Source organism: Anabaena lutea FACHB-196, from assembly GCF_014698305.1.
Taxonomy (GTDB): Bacteria; Cyanobacteriota; Cyanobacteriia; order Cyanobacteriales; family Nostocaceae; genus Anabaena; species Anabaena lutea.
Window position 1 is genome coordinate 1 of record NZ_JACJST010000021.1, and the last position, 18,856, is coordinate 18,856.

The window sequence follows — 18,856 nt, forward strand, 5'->3', positions numbered from 1 at the left end:
GAGATGGGGAGATGGGGAGATCTGACAAGGGTAGGTTTTTAATATTATCTGTTAAGGCAGGACTAGGAAGACAAGGAGGGAAAGTAGACAAGGAAGATTTTATACGCACAATGGTCTTTTGACGGACTGTTCTTGTTACCAAGAGAATATGATTTTGTACGGTTTTCCTCCCTTGTCCACTGTCCTTCCTTGTCCACCAAGTCTAGCCCTCACGACAATGTAAAATACCTACCCTTGTGAGGATGGGGAGATGGGGGGATGCAATTTGAATGGTTTGATTAATGGCTTACGCCGTGCGTTAGCACTACAGTTAATGTCCTAAGCACTTTGGCGGTTGCTATACTAAAAAACAATAGTTTGTAAAGAAATGTAAATATTGTCATGCAGGATAAAGTCGTTGTCATTGTCGGTGCTACGGGCGGTATTGGTTCAGCCTTAACTCGTAAACTTGCGCCCACAGGAGCTAAATTGGTACTCGCAGCTAGAGATGCAGTGAATTTAGCCACATTGGCGGAGGAGTTATCAGGGGAAGTCTTAACAGTTCCCACAGACATTACTCAACCCCAACAGGTAAAGGCATTAATGCAAGCAACTATTGCCCAGTTTGGTCAAATCGATGTTTTGGTAAATGCGGCTGGTGCAGGTATCCTCAAACCTTACAACAGTATAGAACCAGCCGATTTAGATAGGATGCTGGATCTAAATTTAAAAGGCAGTTTTTACACCACTCAGGCTGCTGCTGAAGAGATGCAAAAACGTAAGTCTGGTCATATCTGTAATGTGGTGGGAATTCTAGGAAAGCATTCGATGTCAATGGCTGCGGCTTATTCTGCTTCTAAGTTTGGCGTTGTTGGTTTTAGCAAGTGTATGGCCGAGGAACTCAAGCGTTTTGGAGTCAAGTTCACCCTGTTCTATTTTGGTGGCATAGATTCTTCTTTCTGGGACAATGTGAGTTTAAAGGTAGACCGAAAAAAAATGCTCAGTTGCGAAACTGCTGCTAATGCCATTTTTTATGCGTTATCTGCCGAACCTCAGGCTGTACCAATGGAAATTAATATTCAACCGGATAGTCACCTATTTTTCTAAGTTCACCATTCTGGCTGAGGGAATACATGAAAATCTAGTATAAAAGGCACAATTGACTGTATATAAGCTGTTGCGCTGGATTTTCAGAGATTATGCTCCAAATTGATCACGTTCACTTTTATGTAGAAGATGCCCAATGGTGGCGAGATTGGTTTGTCAAGCGTCTGGGGTTTCAATCGGTAGTGAGTTCAATTTTCCCTACTCTTGTTAATCGGGGGAAATCGTTTCATACTTGCACGGAAGTTGTCAAAAATGGCAATGTCTATTTTTTACTGTCTTCACCATTGTTACTCACCAGCCCGGTAGCTGAGTTTTTGCGTCATCACCCCCCTGGTGTGGCAGATGTGGCTTTTCTGGTGACAGATGTGGAAACTGTGACAGCAAGAGCTTCTGCAAACGGTGCTAAAGTCTTGCAACCTGTCCAAAATGAGGTGTCCTTCAAATTCGCCAAAATTGCGGCTTGGGGTGGGTTGACGCATACTTTGATGGAAAGACAGGACGTAAAAATAAAGGATGGGGAGAGAAATCTTCCACCAATCCCCAATCCTCAATCACCCAACGTTTTTACGGCTATTGATCATGTAGTTCTGAATGTGGAAGTCGGCAATTTACAAGCTGCTGTCAGTTGGTATGAAAATATTCTTGATTTTCAACCCCAACAAAGTTTTAAAATTCAAACCAATCGCTCTGCTTTGTCGAGTCAGGTGATGATTTCCTCCAACGGTGGCGTACAGTTACCGATTAATGAGCCGGCTTCTCCTAATTCGCAAATTCAGGAGTTTCTAGATGTGAACAGGGGGGCGGGAATTCAACATATTGCTTTACGCACGCCTAATCTTGTGAGTGCGATCGCTCGTTTTCGGGCGGCTGGTTTATCTTTTCTCTCTGTCCCCCAAACTTATTACACTCAGCTACAAAAGCGTTTAGAGGTTCCTCTGTCACCTTCAGAACTGCAAGCGATCGCACAACAAGAAATTTTGGTAGATTGTCAACAAGATGCTCCTTTAGGGGCTTTACTATTGCAAATTTTCACCCAGCCGATTTTTTCTGAGCCGACTTTTTTCTTTGAGTTTATTGAACGCCGTTCCCAAGCTCAAGGTTTTGGCGAAGGTAACTTTCGGGCTTTATTTGAAGCCATTGAAAGCGAACAAATTAAACGCGGATTTGTCAGTCAGTAGACTGGGGACTGGTTATTCAATTACCTTTTTCCCAATTACCAATCACTGAGATAATGTTCATAAAAATTCCCATTATTTACTAATGCTGAGACTAATTACTGATTTCGACGGACCGATTATGGATGTTTCTGAGCGGTACTATCGTGTTTATCAATTGTGCTTGGATAAAACCCGATATGCTGATCAAGTAGTGACAGAACTTTCTAAAGCGGAATTTTGGCAACTCAAGCGATCGCACACCCCTGAAAAAGAAATTGCCTTAAAATCAGGTTTAGACCCAGAACAGGCACAACAATTTTCCCTTCTCCGCAAGCAAACAGTACATACAGAGCCTTACTTTGAGTATGATACCCTTGTTGCTGGAGCCGAAGCAGCCCTCACCAAAGTTCAAGAAGCCGGCATTGATTTGGTAGTGATGACGATGCGTCGGGTGCGGGAACTGGACTACGCTTTCAATAAATATAATTTAGGTAGATTTTTTCCAGAAAATCGCCGTTATTGTCTCAGTAACGACTATGTAAAAACCCGTGATGTTGAAGATAAACCTCTACTAATGGCCAAAGCATTAGCGGAACTTCCCCCTGCTAGTGATACCTGGATGGTGGGGGATACAGAAGCCGACATCACCGCTGCGAAAAGACATAGTATTAAAGTCATGGGTGTAGAAAGTGGAATCCGCGATCGCAGCCAATTAGAACTTTACCAACCAGACTTAATAGTTCAGAATTTGAGCGCCACTGTAGATTTAATTCTCTCTTAGTATTAGAGTTAGCTGGTAGTAAGGGCTTTAGCCCTTATTCAAGGACTTTAGTCCTATCTACAAACCGAACATGATATTAGACAGAATTCAAGCCGTTACGGCGGTAAATTATTTGTGCCTTTCTACTCAAAAGCTTGTTGAATCTGCTTTTTAGTTGTTAATTTTTGATTTTTAATGGCGAGAAAGCGGTATTAGAGGATTAATATTTTATTTCTTAACTAGGGGTTGCTGAATAAAACCAAGACCCGTATAAATCAAAGGTTTGAGGCTGATAAACAGGAAAAAAAGTGCAAAGATATAGTGTCTACAGGATGAAAAACCTTGCACTTTTGTGGAGTTCAAGAGATGGAAAAGAAGTTTTCATATCGCCTCCAGCATAGCTGCCTCCAAGCCCATGACTTACGTCACGCTGCGCGAACACGAGAAGACTTTCTCAGCAAGCCCTAACTACACCTAGGGTGTGGACAACGCTCACAAAACCCTTGATACAGTTAGCATTGCCACCCTACAAAACTTAAAATCTTGCAGATACAGCAGAATTCAGGAGTCAGGAGACGCTTCGCAGACCTCCGGTTCAGGAGTAAAACAGGCTTGGTGTCTAGGTTTCAATTTAGATTCTGTACCTCATTGATCTGCAATCTGCTATATCATTGATGATTTCTATAGGTTGAATATTAGGAATAATTTCTAGAAAAAACTCTATTAATTATGTCTATGTGATTGAGATCAAAGTCTTGATTTACGAGATTTTATTTGGAATCATGATAAATAAGATTACTTGAAATCAAGTTTAATCTTACTAATGAGTTACAAAAAACTCACATAGAAATATAAGGAGGAATTCTCATGGCTAATATCCAAATTTCTAAACTGCTTCCTGCTGGTTATGAACTATTTAATGATGCTGCCGGCTTTTTGGATGAACTAGCTACTCAGGAATTGCAATCTGTTGTTGGAGGTGGTCATCACTCTTGCCATAATCACCACAAACACAAATCCCACAGTGGCTCATACAACAACTACAGCAACCATAAATCTCAATCTTGGTGGTAAGTAACTCATCAATTAAAAACAATAGCCGTTAGTTAACAGCCAATCATATCAACAGGAAGAGTAATTTTGATTACTCTTCCACCTTTTTTACGTACTACTTACTCAATAAATTGCATTTCTTGGCGTTCTTCTTTAGGAAGTGCTTTGCTCTTGTCGGTTTGTAAAATTTCTACTTCCAGCGATAAATTAATTGCTGAGAATTTATCCGCCACAGAATTGCAGCTACATTAGTCAATAAACAAGTAACTGCTAGACCCAGTAAAATATAAGTTGGTAACATCACCACGCCAATTATAAACCAAGTGTAAACGTGCATAATCATGATGAAAGCAAACATACTGGCAAATCCTACAGCTTGCCAGACTTGAACTGTGGGGCGGTTTATGACTGTGAGGATAAGTGTTAACAATGTGGCGAGTACGTTCGCAGGTACAAGGAATGAACAAATACCTGCACAGTTTGTGCGAGAAAATTCAGCTAAAGTTTGGAAATCAAGCATTAATTTGTGTTAGGTAAGATTAGCTTATTATTAATTTTAACTTTTTTATTTATTTAACTACACTTAGATTATCATGAAAGTGATTACTCACATCATTTTTTTACATATTTTAAAGAATTCATAAGAATTCACCTGACTAAGATTTATAACAGATATGGTGGACAATGCCCACCATAGCTGAATTAACCCATCAAAATTACAGTATCGATAACGTGAATTACACCATTATCAGCGACAATATCTGCTGCTAAAACTGTGGCATTTTTCACTTCAAAACCATCATCACAATTAATTTTTATGGGGGAACCTTCCACAGAAGTAACCGTACCTAATTTCGCTAAATCAGCCTGGGTCAGCTTTCCGGGAACCACATGGTAGGTTAAAATCCGTGCTAACTGAGGAATATTTTGTAATAAAGTTGTAATTGTGCCTGGGGGTAACTTAGCAAAAGCATCATCAGTCGGTGCAAACACAGTGAATGGACCAGGACTTTTTAATGTTTCCACTAAACCAGCAGCTTGGACAGCTGCCACCAAAGTTTTAAACGAATCATTACTAACTGCAATATCAACAATATCCGCCATTGATGTCACCTCGTATCTGCCAAAAGTTCTAAAGAATAGTAAATCATGTTTAACTTTTATTAAAAAAAATCCTGGTACAATATCCTCTGATGATTTTCTTAAGATTTGTTTATAGATGAAATGGGCGATATTACCTACGCAATTTTGGGAACTGGTGCATTAGGCGGGTTTTATGGCGCTAAACTGCAAAAAGCAGGTAATGAAGTCCACTTTTTGCTCAAAAGCGACTACTTAGAGGTAAGTCAACATGGTTTAGTCATAGAGTCTAAAGACGGTGACTTTACCCTCCCCCAAGTTCTTGCCTACAGTGATGTAGAAAAAATGCCCGGCTGTGATGTAGTAATAGTAGCGCTAAAAACGACACAAAACCACTTGCTACCGCACATATTACCACCAGTGATCAAGGATGATGGAGTGGTGTTGGTATTGCAGAATGGACTGGGCATAGAAGAAGAAATTGCTCAAATTGTCGGAAATGTGAGAATTATTGGTGGGTTATGTTTTCTTTGTTCCAACAAAGTTGCCCCAGGACATATTCGGCATTTAGACTACGGACAAATTACCTTAGGTGAATATAAATCCAACTATCAGGCCGCAGGAATTACAGAAAAAATGCAGCAAATTGCTGAGGATTTTCAAAATGCGGGGATATCAATAGAACTAGCAGAAGATTTACTGTTAGGACGTTGGAAAAAACTAGTTTGGAATATTCCCTACAACGGATTATCTGTAATTCTCAACGCTAGAACCGATGAATTAATGGCAGATGTTCACACTCGCCAGTTAGTTGAACAATTAATGTATGAAGTAGCATTAGGGGCGAAAAGTACAGGGCGTGTAGTTCCTGAAAGCTTTATTCAAACAATGCTTTCTTACACTATCAAGATGAAGCCCTATCGTACCAGCATGAAAATTGATTTTGATGAAATTCGTCCTTTAGAAGTAGAAGCAATTTTTGGCAACCCATTACGAAAAGCCGAAACTGCTGGTGTAAATTTACCGCAAATTCGCTGTTTATATCAGCAGTTGAAGTTTTTGGATACGAGAATAATTCGTAATAGTGCCTACGGCAAGCTACCGCCAACGTAATAGTGCCGAATGCAGGTTATGCCGTAATGAAGATGTTTGAAAAGCCTAAATTCATACTTGTCTGGGCGATTATAAATCGCGGCTATACAGGCAAAACCCATGTGGTCAAGAGCGGCTACACTTGGATATGACATTCCGAATGCAATTTTATCTGGATTCAGGTCACGAATTACTAGTAGCTTCTGCTACTGCATGGGCGGATGCCTATCCTGGGTGTTTGGCGTTTAAGTGTATTTAAGTATAGTGATCAATTATCTATTTGTAATACATTATATAGGACTCCTATTTGATTTTTTTTGGCGCAGTCTACGCTTGCAAGAATAATTACACGTCTATATACTTCTTCCCTCCCTGCCCACACAATTAAAAATTGAGCAGCATGGTTAGCACTCTTGTCAGTATTCCCGGTTATAGCATCACTGAAGAACTATACAATGGTTTAAGAACCCTGGTTTATCGAGGGGTTAGAGAGACTGACTTCTTACCAGTGGTGATTAAACTGCTGAAAAATCCTTATCCAACTTTTGGCGAACTCTTGTCATTTCGCAATCAGTACACCATTGCTAAAAATCTCAACTCCCCCCTAATTATCCAAACCTATAGCCTCCAAGCCTATCAGAACGGTTATGCGCTGGTGATGGAAGATTTTGGAGGGATTTCTCTTCAAGAGTGGGTAGTGGGGGGAAGGGTCGAATCTTTAATGGAGTTTTTGGAAATAGCGATCGCACTCTGCAAGGCCTTAGATATACTTTACTGCGAGCGGATTATTCATAAAGATATCAAACCTAGGAATATTTTAATTAATCCCGAAACCAAACAAGTTAAATTAATCGACTTTAGTATTGCATCTTTACTGCCACGGGAAACACAAACACTAATCAATCCCAATGTGTTAGAAGGAACACTTGCTTATATCTCTCCAGAACAAACAGGAAGGATGAATCGGGGGATTGACTACCGCACTGACTTCTATTCAGTCGGTGTAACTTTCTACGAATTACTCACTGGAGTTTTGCCATTTCGATCAAATGATCCGATGGAGTTGGTGCATTCTCATATTGCGAAACTTCCACCCCTAGTACATGAAATTAACCCACAAATCCCGTCTGTAATCTCAGCGATTGTCAGTAAATTGATGGCAAAAAATGCTGAAGATAGATATCAGAGTGCGTTGGGATTGAAGTTTGATTTAGAAAATTGTTTACATCAGCTACAAGTTAATGGTATAATTGAGGGCTTTGAGATTGGGAAACGGGATGTGTGCGATCGCTTCATCATCCCTGATAAACTCTATGGACGAGAAGCTGAAGTATCAACCCTACTCCAAGCATTTGAAAGAGTTAGCCTTGATGCAACAGAAATGATGTTGGTAGCCGGGTTTTCGGGAATTGGGAAAACTGCGGTTGTCAACGAAGTTCATAAACCGATTGTGCGTCAACGCGGCTATTTTATCAAAGGGAAATATGACCAATTTCAACGGAATATTCCCTTCAGTGCATTTGTGCAAGCATTTCGGGATTTAATGGGGCAATTGCTATCAGAAAGTGACGTTCAAATTCAGCAATGGAAAAATCAAATATTATCAGCAGTTGGCGAAAATGGACAGGTAATTATTGAAGTCATTCCCGAATTAGAAAAAATCATTGGCGAACAACCACCAGCAGTAGAATTATCAGGAACTGCGGCACAAAATAGATTTAATTTATTATTTCAAAAATTCACTCAAGTCTTGACCAGTGCAGAACATCCCTTAGTAATGTTCCTTGATGATTTACAATGGGCAGATTCAGCATCACTGAAATTAATCCAGTTATTAATGGCTGATACAAATCATCTTTTATTAATTGGTGCATACCGTGATAATGAAGTAGATCCGGGACATCCATTAATGTTGACTTTGAGTGAAATTCAAAAAAACCAAGCAACTATTAATACTATTACTTTAACACCCCTGAGTCAATCCCAAATCAATCAATTAGTCGCTGATACCCTAAAAAGTACGGAAAATTTGGCATTACCCTTTTCCCAATTAGTCTATCAAAAAACTAAAGGCAACCCATTTTTCGCCACCCAATTTCTCAAAGCCCTACATGAAGAAAATCTCATTCAATTTAACTTGGAGTTAGGCTGTTGGCAATGCGATCTGTCCCAGATTAATCAACAAGCCTTGACCGATGATGTTGTAGAATTTATGGCGTTGCAGTTAGAGAAGTTACCCTTAGCAACCCAGAATATTCTGAAGTTAGCCGCTTGCATTGGCAATCAGTTCGATCTCACAACATTAGCAATTGTTTCAGAACACTCAGAAGTAGAAACCGCAGCCAATTTATGGAAAGCATTGCAAGAAGGTTTGATTTTACCAATTGGTGATATTTATAAGTTTTATCAACAAGAGTCATTAGTCATTAGTCATCTGTCATTAGTAGATAGTCAAAAACAAATGACCAATGACAATGGACAAATGACAGTTTCTTATAAATTTTTACACGATCGCGTTCAACAAGCAGCCTATTCCCTAATTCCCGATGACCAAAAACAAACGACTCATTACCAAATCGGACAACTGCTTCTACAACAGATTTCCGCACAAGCTAGAGTTGACCGGATTTTTGAAATCGTCAATCAATTAAATCACGGAACTGCTTTAATTACCCAACCAACTCAACGAGAAGAATTAGCCCAACTCAATTTAATTGCCTGTCGCAAAGCTAAAACTTCAACTGCCTATCAAGCAGCGCGTGAATATGCGACAGTGGGATTGTCTTTGTTGGCAGAAAATACTTGGCAGCAGCAATATGAAATGACCCTCACCTTGCATGAATTAGCGGCAGAAGTAGCACTGCTAAACGGTAACTTTGAGGCAATGGAACAATTCATTGATACTGTTATTCAACAGGCACATTCCTTACTAGAAAAGGTTAATGTTTACTGCATTAGAATTCAAGCAAATATCTCTCAGGGTAAACTCACTGACGCGATCGCACTTGCTCAACCAGTCTTACAACAGCTTGGTGCCACTTTTCCTGAAACACCCACACCATCAGATTTGCAACAAGAAATCCAAGAGATTGAGGAACTGATTGGAGATAGGCAAATTGCCGATTTGATTAACTTGCCTCAGATGCGAGATGCCGAAAAACTCGCTATTCTGAAGATTGCCAGTATCATTAGCCCAGCAGCTTACCTCACTGGTTCAGCGTTGTTCCCATTGCTGAATACTTTGTCCGTTAAACTCTCGATTCAGTACGGTAACACATCGACTTCTACTTACGGCTATGCGAACTATGGCAATATTCTTTGCAATTTCTTTCAAATCGTGGATACAGGAACGCAGTTTGGTTCCCTGGCACTCCAAATTATCTCAAAACTCGATGCCAAAGCAAGTAAAACAGATGTTTTGATGCTATCGGGGTTGTTTATTGTACACCGCAACTCTCACATTCAAGAAACACTACCCCTCTTGCAAGAAGGTTACACCAGTGCGTTAGAATTTGGCAACCTGGTACTTGCTGGGTACAATGGCCACAGTTTTTGTCTCAATTCTTTTTGGTGCAATCAACCCCTGGCTACCTTAGAGCAGGATATTTGCGCCTACTGCCATAGTTTGATGCAAATAAATCAATTGACAACCGCAAATTATTGTCGGATTTATTGGCAACCGGTTTTAAATCTGCTGGGTGTTGCAGAACATACCACCCTTTTGTCTGGAAAAGCCCTTGAGGAAACAGAATTTCGACCGCAGCTACAATCCGCCAATGATGGATATGGATTGTATATTTTCTATTTATATAAATTAATGCTTTGTTTCTTGTTTGGAGAAATTGAGCCAGCGAAAAATCATGCTAGTGAAGTCAGGCGCTATTTTATGGCTGGTGCGGGATTAGTCAGCGAACCAGTATTTTATCTTTATGATTCTCTGCTAACTTTGGCACAATTAAATCCACAGTTAGATGAAATATCAGAAGCATTGCAGGGTGTCATAGAAAATCAAACTCTTTTACAGCAATGGGCGGATCATGCACCCATGAATTATCAACATAAGGTTGATTTGGTAGCGGCAGAAAAATGTCGAGTGTTAGGACAAAAAGCCGAAGCAATTGAGTTTTACGACAAGGCGATAACTCTAGCCAAAGCTAACGAATATACCCAAGAAGAAGCACTTGCTAACGAACTGGCAGCAAAATTCTACCTAGATTGGGGCAAAGAGCGCATAGCCGGGGAATACATGGTTGCAGCCTATTACGCATATTCTCGTTGGGGTGCAAAAGCCAAAGTCGCTGATCTAGAAGCTCGCTATCCGCAACTACTTAGACCTATATTAGAGCAAACCCGTTCTCCTCTCTCCACTCACGAAACTCTGTTTACATTGGGTAGTGTCACCTCCACTAGTTCGGCCATATCCAGTAGTAATGTTTCTCTGGCTTTAGATTTAGCTACTATTCTCAAAGCTTCTCATACTATTTCCGCTGAAATCGAACTGGAAAATCTACTTTCATCGTTGATGACCATCGTCATCGAAAATGCGGGGGCTGATAAATGCGTGTTCATGCTTATGCGAGACGATCGCCTGTTAATCAAAGGGTCAATTACCACAGGTTCAAAGCCAGTTGTCTTGCAGCGTATTCCCATTGAAGATAGCCAGGACATTCCCCACAGACTGATTTACAAAGTCTTGCATGACAAGCAAACTGCTGTGCTGGTGAATGCAAGTGCCGATCGCACCTTAGCCAACGATCCATACATCATCCGTCAGCAGCCCAAGAGTATTTTGTGCAGTCCGATTTTGCATCAAGGGAAATTGAGGGGCATTTTGTATCTAGAAAATAATCTAGCAACGGGAGCATTTACAAGCGATCGCGTGGAATTGCTAAATTTACTTTGCGCTCAAGCGGCGATTTCTTTGGAAAATGCTCGATTGTATGAGCGATCGCTAGAGTATTCCCAACAACTAGAGCGATCGCTCAATGAGTTGAGTGCGAGTAACTCTCGCTTCCATAAGCTAGTAGACAATGTGCCTGGGGTAGTTTTTCAATATGGCATGAGTGCCGATGGGTTTATATCGTTGAGCTACATCAGTGCCAATTGTTACAGCTTGCTGGAAATTACCCCAGAGCAAGCCATGTCCAATTGGCAGTTTTTGACAGATATGGTGCATCCAGATGACATCGCAAGTTTTCGGCAGTCCCAAACTCACACCATTCAAACCGAATCTTCCTGGCACTGGGAAGGGCGAATTATCACCCCATCAGGGATTATCAAGTGGATTCATGGGGAATCTCAAATCCAAAGATTTGCCGATGGCTCTATGGTTTGGGATGGATTATTTTTGGATATTAGCGAACGTAAACGAGCAGAGCAAGAACTGCAAAATGCCCAATTACAAATAGTGCAAAGTGACAAAATGTCTGCACTGGGTAACTTAGTTGCTGGTGTCGCTCACGAAATGAATAATCCCCTCGGTTTTATTGCTGCTAGTCTCACACAAGCTAAACCTACTATCGCTGATATTGTTGAACACTTGAAACTCTATCAACAAAATCTACCAAATCCAGCCGATGAAATTATAGACCACGCTAAAGAAATTGATTTGGATTATAGCTTATCAGACTTGCCCAAGATAATTGATTCTATGTCTATAGCGTGCGACAGGCTCAAAAACATCAGCACCAGTTTACGTACTTTCTCTCGTGCCGATCAAGATTACAAAGTGCCATTTAACATTCATCAAGGTATTGATAGCACAATTTTAATTTTGAAACATCGCCTTAAGGCAAATCAACACCGTCCTGCTATTGAAGTTGTGAAAAAATACGGTAATTTACCTCAAGTAGAATGTTTTCCTGGTCAATTAAATCAGGTATTTATGAATCTACTGGCAAATGCTATTGATGCCTTGGATGAATCTAATCATGGAAGCAACTTTGAAGGAATTAAAGCTAGTCCTAACCGCATTATAATTACAACTTCAGTAGAAACTAATCTAGTTAAAATTGCCATTGCTGATAATGGTAAAGGGATGAGTGAACAAGTAATATCAAAAATATTTGACCATTTATTTACTACAAAAGCTGTTGGTAAAGGCACAGGATTAGGATTAGCAATCGCCCAGCAAATTATAGTGGAAAAACACAACGGTTCGCTTTTTGTGAATTCTACACTCGGTGAGGGATCTGAATTTGTCATTACCTTACCCATTCTGGCTGAAATTCCAGGTTAACTTTTTGGAGATTTTGCAAACCATATGTTCATAAAATTCCTATAAATCCAGCTTTTTTTCCGGTAAATGAGTTCAGATTGTTGCAAGAAGAGTGGTGATTTACATTTTTTGTGTTATAACCCTCACAGAAAATGAACTAAGGCAGACGACTACTCTATGGAACCAGACAAGCTGGCCCGGTTTAAAGAGTACGGTGAATTTATCCTCAGGAAAATTGACTCAGTACCCCAACGTCCTTCCCAACAAGAAGATTGGGTTCCTACTAGCCTCGATGATTGTTTAATGCGCCTGCGGGAGGCTGCACAGAAAACTGTAGAACTGGCTACCTCACCCGTAAAAATCGGCGTTATGGGTGAATTTAGTAGCGGGAAAAGTTTACTACTGGGTAGTCTGATTGGTTATGCAGATGCTTTACCCGTCAGCGAAAATCCCACAACTGGGAACGTTACTGCCATTCATATTCAGCCCCAGGATGGCTTTGTTACCACCAAAATAGATAATTACACGGTTGAATATTTATCTCATGAAGGTGTGAATGAGTGTTTGCACTTCATGTTGGGGGAAGCAAACCGCCGCGCTACCGCCGCCGGACTACCACCGTTACAAGTCTCCAAAATCAAAACAGGCAAAGATATTTCTATCTGGTGTGAGGAAGCATGGAAAAGCTCAAGTAATTTAGAGTTACGCTATTTGCTGCGAGAGTTAGTGTTATTTCTGCGGGCTTATCAAGCTTATGGTGAGGCTTTATGTGGTAGTCATTATCACATTGATGCTGCTACAGCCCATGAGGGATTACAACTAACGGAAATGCCCATGGCTATCCAAACTCTCAAATTTGAGGATTTACCTCCAGCCCATATCCGTTTACCAAGTGCGCCCCAAAGACTACAAACGCAATTATTACAAAATAGCTTTCTCTTGATTCGCCGTGTTGATATTGATGTGAAAATATCACAGGAAATTTGGGATGTAAATGGTGCTGAGGAATTTGTACTGTTAGATTTTCCCGGCTTGGGGGCGGCGAATTCCGGTGCAAGGGATACCTTTTTGTCACTGCGGGAATTGGCACAGGTACAGACGATTCTGGTGTTGCTCAATGGTAAATCACCGGGAAGCGATCGCGCTAATAAAATCTTCACGATGATGCAGCAGCAACGACCAGGACAAGATTTAAAAGATTTAATTCTTGTCGGTGTGGGACGTTTTGACCAATTACCTCTGGATAGTGAAGGTGGCGAAAGAATACTGGATTTTTTAATTGAAGATCATCCCAATTCTCAACCTTTGCAGACAGATATAGTTTTCCAAAAACTGAAAGTTCTACAAACTATGATTGATGGGGCGGAAGCTTTTACTAGCCAAAAAGACCGCATCGTTTTATTATCTCCATTGTTAGGATTAGCTGAACTAGCAAAACGTTCGACAACAGTTAAAGCAGGGTCAGAAGAGTTTATTGCTAATTTAGATTATCCTGATTATCTAGAACGGTCGAAGCGAATACAACAAAAATGGGGTAAATTAAGCGAACGGTTGTTAACAACTGAGACGCGGAATAATCTAGGTAGACAGTTAGGTTATTTTGCCCAAGATGGCGGTATTAGTAAACTGCGAGAATTGATTCAAAATCATGTTGCCACACATGGTTTAAAGCAATTATATGAAGATACTCGGAGGGCGGCTGATGTAGTGCGTCAGCAACAAGAACAGCTAAAAGATATCATTGAAGAAATTCACGAACAAGGTATTCCCACAGTTGATAATCCGGCTTTAGTTGAATTGCGGTTAGGAATTGAAAGTTTAGATAAAGCTTACAGAAACTTTCAAAAAGATTTGGGGAAAGAACCACTCAAAGATCGGCGGGGAGTTGTTGTCAGCGATGTCATTAAAGACGAATTGACTTATCGAATTCTCAATTGGAGTCAGTGGACTTTACTATTTAATAAATCCCAAAATGGGAAAATTGCTTTAGCAGAATCTAAAGGTGCGGCGGGGAAATTATTTGACAGAGGAAATAGGATTAATAATTCCTTACCTACCAAGAGTGATGACTTTTATCCAGAATTTGAAAAGACCATTAAAGAACTGGAAGATTTTGCCCGCGATCGCATTCGTCAGGCAGTGGTAGACTTGTTAGGTAAATTAGCCAGTCAAGTAGTTTTAGAACGGGAAAATTTACAGGCAATTCTCAAGCCAGAAATAGAACCAGTTATTGAAGAAAGGTTTGGAGTAGAAGCAGCAGACTTATTTTATAAACTCCTCTTAGGATGCGACCCTAATCAATGGAAAGAAGCAATTATCTTAGAAATCAACAGCCAAGATAAAGCGATTTCACCAGAAATGATGTTTCCCCTAGCGCGACGAGATGAGAAACACAACATTGGGCAAATTTTTGATTGGTCGCCAGAAAAAAACCAAAATTCACCTCGTTCTGCAAATCATCAAATGTTTGTTTTACGTCTGCGAGATGAAATCACAGCCAGCGCCAGTCTTCATCTTGTCCAATATGTCAGCGAAGTAAATCAGCAAGTTAATGCCGAATTAGAAGGGATTTTGGATCAAATTATTCCCAGTTTACAAAATCTATCTAAAAAAGAAGAATTACTCCGATATATTGCAGCAGGAGACGCACCTCCAGAATTAGCAATTCCCACTTGGTTACAGATTCTTTCAGGTATTGCCGAAATTAAGGAAAGTGATACCTATGAGTATCTTTAATAGGCGGGGTTGCAGAAGAGATAATTTTCCCAATAAATCATGACCAATGACCGAAGAGGACGCGGAGAGTCGCCTGTGTCCGACGTTCGACGTAAATGGTTTCCAGCCCCCGACTTGAGTGGTGGAGAAGAAAAAAGACATTCCTTGCTGGAATCCCCTGGCTTTAGACATGGGGTGTAAGAGCGTCTCCGTGTCCCCGTGTCCCCGTGTCTTCTTCAATAATAAGGAACCTACATAATGCCTGTGGAAATTAGCCTTCCACCTCGTTATCAACTGCGTGTTAAAGACAATAAAAGTTTGGATTTACCTGCTATTCAAATTGTGGCAGCTAATAGCAATATCCCGCATATTTCTCGTATTATCTGCACCGTCAGAGGTACGCCAACGAAACTAGCCGCAGAAATTCAACAAAAATATAAACACTTTAACTCGGCTACACCTAAAAAAATCTCTAACTTATGTCAACTAGGCCAATATCCCTATCAGTTAGAGGAACCCATCACAGAAGTAGTAAACTGTACTTTACAGGTAATTGTTGAGTATTTTGACTCTAATGCTACCGGAAATCCAATTTTATCTATCCGCAAGCATCTGAGTGTTTCCTGTAATCTTTGGTTTTCACCAGATTTTCAAACAATAGCAATGGATACGCCAATGAACCCTTTTGAATTAGATACCTATCTAAATAAATTAAGTCAGCAATTGAGTGAAAAATTGAACGAAAAATCTAAAAAAAGATTTCCTGGTTGGTTTGCTTTAGATTTTGGGACTTCTAATTCTACAGTTACACTTTTCGATCCTATTGAAGTTCCAATTGCGGAAATTTTACCACGAGAACAAGAACTCCGATTACGTCAACGTTTAGCAGATTGGTTAAATTCTCCTGTTACTTCTGCTTTACCTGAAGTGAGTGTGGGTGAATGGGAAAAGTTTATTGCTAATATTAGCAAAAATTTAGAAATTGAACCAGAACAGTTAAGTGAAGTTTTTGAAAGTGATAACAAAGAGCAATTTTTAGAAGCTATTCGCCAAATCGAATTATGTCTAGGAAACAGTGACCGATTTCGTCGTGCTGTCAGTAAAAAACTTTATCAAATCTATCATGAAGTCTTCCGTGTCCCGACTTTAGAATCACAGAACTTAATTCCTATAGTTTTAGATATTGACAGACGAGATACAGAAATTCCCAGTGAAATGGAAGTATTGCAACTAGCGCCATTAAAGTTGGGAATGGGTAGAGAAGCCAGAGATAATAGAAAAAAAGCGATCGCATACGGTGCGTCAAAGACAAACCCGCAAGGTACAACTACTTCTGTTAAAGAAATTATTAGCCGATTTCACCACTCTCCGAAACGCTACTTTGGTCAAAATCGTACTTTCCCGGTAATCATAGACGGGGAAGAAGAAAATATTCAAGTTAATCAACTAATTCAAGCTGCTTGGGCGCATTTGATCGAATTAACTGAAGATTATCGCCAACGCGCTAGACGCAGATTTTCTGAGGGAGATTTATTAACAGCAGTTGTCACATACCCGACAGTCGCACCTCCAGTAGTTCGCAAAGAAGTTAAACAACTGGTAGAACAATTGGGAATTGATGATGTGCAAACAGCCTATGATGAAGCTGTTTCTGTAGCCATATTCTTTTTATGGCGAGAATTTGGGGGAAATTTAAATATTGGAATTGAATCTTTTAAAACTCGCTGTCGCCAAAATGGCAATAAATGGTCACAAAATGTTTTAGTTTTGGATATCGGCGGTGGGACTACAGATTTAGCTTTAATTGAACTAACATTAGAAGATAAAACTCCATTTTTTGCTGATAATGAAGACCGAGGTTTAGGCGGACGTTATTATAAACTAACTCCTAAATTATTAGGTTCTTCAGGACATTTACAATTAGGTGGTGAATTAATTACTTTGCGAATTTTCCGGCTTTTAAAAATTGCCCTGGCTGATTTTCTTTTAACAGCATTAACTAATGGAGACATCGAAAGCGATAAATTAGATGACCTAATTAACTCTGAATTAAATGAACGCTTTTTAGAAGAAGGTAATTTTAAACCTGGAAGTTTATTGAAATGTGTAGATAAAGAAAATCCTGAAGGTGACGTTGCATTCAAAGATGCTTTAGATACAGCCGAAAAAGTATTACCTACCCGCTGGCAACAAGCACCCCAACGCCTACAAACATTTTACACACTTTGGGATCATGCCGAAGCGGCTAAACTTAAATTAGGACAAAAACCACCCGGTGACGGTTCTTTATTTGTTTTTACTCTTTCTGAACAACAAATTAGTGAACTACTAGCCCAAAGTGGAGTTAAGTTTCAAGTGATCATTCCTGATGCTATTTCTCTAACTATAGACAGTCAGCAATTTGAACGCAGTGCAGTTTCGCCAATTAAAGAAGCAATTGGAATTGCAAAAGGACTAATGGAAAGTCGCTTAGATTCTGGAGATAGTCAAAAAGTAGATTGGTTAATTCTCTCTGGCAAAACTTGCAATCTTGACTTGGTACAAAATCAAATTTACCAAGAATTTAGCAAATCTCCCTATTTTGTTTGGAACCCAGAACGAATTACGTTTGTTTTAGAATTTACCAAACTCGCGACCTCTGCTGGTGCTTGTTATGCTGAAAAATTACGCCGATTAAGATTTGATCCTGAAGAATCAAAAAGTCTACTGCGTAAAGGCGCAAACCAGTTAGAAATAGATGTTAAAAACCTATTTTATTATTTACCTTGTAACTTCAAACGTAAAACCCAAAGTAACGAATTGTTAGGAATATTTAACGCTGGACAAGAACTCTATCAACTTGCTGCATGGGAAAGCGTCGCTAAAGTTCGTACTCATTGGCAAGGTATACAATTAACAAATATTATCTATCGTCAAGACTATGAAGATGGCGATTTACGTCTCTGGGGTAGCTTTGATGGAAAAACTTTAATGGAGAAACTAGGCATGGAAGAAGCACAGTTTCTCAAACAAATTAAAGTCCAATTTGAAATTGACCAAACATTACAATTTAGCGTTTTGCTATGTCAAGGAAATCCACATTATTTAATAGATGTTGCTGGTATTGATGTCAATTCAGCTATATCAAAAGATTTAGAAACATCAGATCTATTCGCTGATGGTAAATTAAAGTGGAATATTGCCGTTGAAGGTTACTATAAAGACTTAAATGATGGTGATATTGCTATCAATGTTTTAGAGTCAGCAACGGTTGATCTACCAAATGCCTATCATTTAGTATTTGCAGTTGATAATAATGAAAATAAACGACTAGAAACATTTCACTATTTACAAGATGGTGTGACAGAACCGGGCAAAGGTTTAATTAGTAATGCTTTACCACCTTTCCCTCAAAGTGGACAACACACTTTCTATGTTTACCAAACAGATAGTGAAACTAATACAAAAAAATGGATACGCATTGGTTCACTGAGTAAGCCAGATATTACTACAGATTACCCCTGTCAATATCATATTACTCTCGACAACAAAGGTATATTGCGAATGCACGCGGGTGAAGTTCCCTACTGGACATCACACAATCAAGAATGTCTCCAACAAGAAGGATGTGTTTATCGTGCAGAATTGGAATTACAACCCAATGAAGTTGATAAAGAACGCGATCCTTTTTGCGGAATACATTAAAGTAATTCGTAA

General features: G+C 39.7%; 11 protein-coding genes. 9 read left to right on the top strand and 2 right to left on the bottom strand.

The annotated features are described in order from the left end of the window. Nucleotides 1-381 precede the first annotated feature (381 nt). The 4 genes from H6G59_RS19810 (at nt 382) to H6G59_RS19825 (ending at nt 4,077) form a co-directional block, all read left to right on the top strand. Nucleotides 382-1,086, top strand: coding sequence for an SDR family oxidoreductase (locus tag H6G59_RS19810; RefSeq protein ID WP_190717483.1), 705 nt, complete (start codon nt 382-384; stop codon nt 1,084-1,086). Between the two features lie 92 nt (nt 1,087-1,178). Next, nucleotides 1,179-2,264, top strand: a complete 1,086-nt coding sequence (gene hppD, locus H6G59_RS19815; protein ID WP_190717485.1) for a 4-hydroxyphenylpyruvate dioxygenase — start codon at nt 1,179-1,181, stop codon at nt 2,262-2,264. A gap of 82 nt (nt 2,265-2,346) precedes the next feature. Further along, a complete protein-coding gene (locus H6G59_RS19820; protein ID WP_190717487.1) occupies nt 2,347-3,024 on the top strand; it encodes an HAD family hydrolase in 678 nt (225 codons plus the stop codon). An 846-nt stretch (nt 3,025-3,870) separates the two neighbouring features. Next, nucleotides 3,871-4,077 carry a hypothetical protein gene (locus H6G59_RS19825; protein WP_190717489.1) on the top strand — a complete coding sequence of 69 codons (207 nt, stop codon included), beginning with the start codon at nt 3,871-3,873 and terminating at the stop codon, nt 4,075-4,077. Between the two features lie 169 nt (nt 4,078-4,246). On the opposite strand, the gene H6G59_RS19830 is transcribed toward H6G59_RS19825, so the two are convergent. Together H6G59_RS19830 and H6G59_RS19835 are read right to left on the bottom strand one after the other, a co-directional pair. Continuing rightward, entirely contained in the window at nt 4,247-4,576 is a 330-nt protein-coding gene (locus tag H6G59_RS19830; RefSeq protein ID WP_190717491.1) for a hypothetical protein, read from the bottom strand. Between the two features lie 182 nt (nt 4,577-4,758). Next, complete coding sequence (locus tag H6G59_RS19835; protein ID WP_190717493.1) at nt 4,759-5,160, bottom strand: fasciclin domain-containing protein; 402 nt, start codon at nt 5,158-5,160, stop codon at nt 4,759-4,761. A 120-nt stretch (nt 5,161-5,280) separates the two neighbouring features. Between H6G59_RS19835 and H6G59_RS19840 the strand changes: the two genes are divergently transcribed. The 5 genes from H6G59_RS19840 to H6G59_RS19860 all read left to right on the top strand — a co-directional run bounded on the left by H6G59_RS19840 (nt 5,281) and on the right by H6G59_RS19860 (nt 18,844). Next, a complete protein-coding gene (locus tag H6G59_RS19840) occupies nt 5,281-6,249 on the top strand; it encodes a putative 2-dehydropantoate 2-reductase (RefSeq protein ID WP_190717494.1) in 969 nt (322 codons plus the stop codon). A gap of 379 nt (nt 6,250-6,628) precedes the next feature. Further along, nucleotides 6,629-12,466 carry a trifunctional serine/threonine-protein kinase/ATP-binding protein/sensor histidine kinase gene (locus H6G59_RS19845; RefSeq protein ID WP_190717496.1) on the top strand — a complete coding sequence of 1,946 codons (5,838 nt, stop codon included), beginning with the start codon at nt 6,629-6,631 and terminating at the stop codon, nt 12,464-12,466. A 156-nt stretch (nt 12,467-12,622) separates the two neighbouring features. Further along, a complete protein-coding gene (locus tag H6G59_RS19850) occupies nt 12,623-15,181 on the top strand; it encodes a dynamin family protein (protein ID WP_190717498.1) in 2,559 nt (852 codons plus the stop codon). 39 nt (nt 15,182-15,220) lie between these two features. After that, nucleotides 15,221-15,361: a hypothetical protein gene (locus H6G59_RS19855; protein ID WP_190717501.1), complete on the top strand. Its 141-nt coding sequence runs from the start codon at nt 15,221-15,223 to the stop codon at nt 15,359-15,361. Between the two features lie 57 nt (nt 15,362-15,418). Next, on the top strand, nt 15,419-18,844 hold the full coding sequence (locus H6G59_RS19860) for an acetate and sugar kinases/Hsc70/actin family protein (RefSeq protein ID WP_190717503.1): 3,426 nt from the start codon (nt 15,419-15,421) through the stop codon (nt 18,842-18,844). Nucleotides 18,845-18,856 lie beyond the last annotated feature (12 nt).

Coding starts and splice junctions, on each gene's coding strand:
- H6G59_RS19850 (WP_190717498.1), top strand. CDS start 12,623: ATGGAACCAGACAAGCTGGCCCGGTTTAAAGAGTACGGTGAATTTATC.
- H6G59_RS19810 (WP_190717483.1), top strand. CDS start 382: ATGCAGGATAAAGTCGTTGTCATTGTCGGTGCTACGGGCGGTATTGGT.
- H6G59_RS19845 (WP_190717496.1), top strand. CDS start 6,629: ATGGTTAGCACTCTTGTCAGTATTCCCGGTTATAGCATCACTGAAGAA.
- H6G59_RS19860 (WP_190717503.1), top strand. CDS start 15,419: ATGCCTGTGGAAATTAGCCTTCCACCTCGTTATCAACTGCGTGTTAAA.
- H6G59_RS19835 (WP_190717493.1), bottom strand. CDS start 5,160: ATGGCGGATATTGTTGATATTGCAGTTAGTAATGATTCGTTTAAAACT.
- H6G59_RS19820 (WP_190717487.1), top strand. CDS start 2,347: ATGCTGAGACTAATTACTGATTTCGACGGACCGATTATGGATGTTTCT.
- H6G59_RS19825 (WP_190717489.1), top strand. CDS start 3,871: ATGGCTAATATCCAAATTTCTAAACTGCTTCCTGCTGGTTATGAACTA.
- H6G59_RS19855 (WP_190717501.1), top strand. CDS start 15,221: ATGACCAATGACCGAAGAGGACGCGGAGAGTCGCCTGTGTCCGACGTT.
- hppD (WP_190717485.1), top strand. CDS start 1,179: ATGCTCCAAATTGATCACGTTCACTTTTATGTAGAAGATGCCCAATGG.
- H6G59_RS19840 (WP_190717494.1), top strand. CDS start 5,281: ATGGGCGATATTACCTACGCAATTTTGGGAACTGGTGCATTAGGCGGG.
- H6G59_RS19830 (WP_190717491.1), bottom strand. CDS start 4,576: ATGCTTGATTTCCAAACTTTAGCTGAATTTTCTCGCACAAACTGTGCA.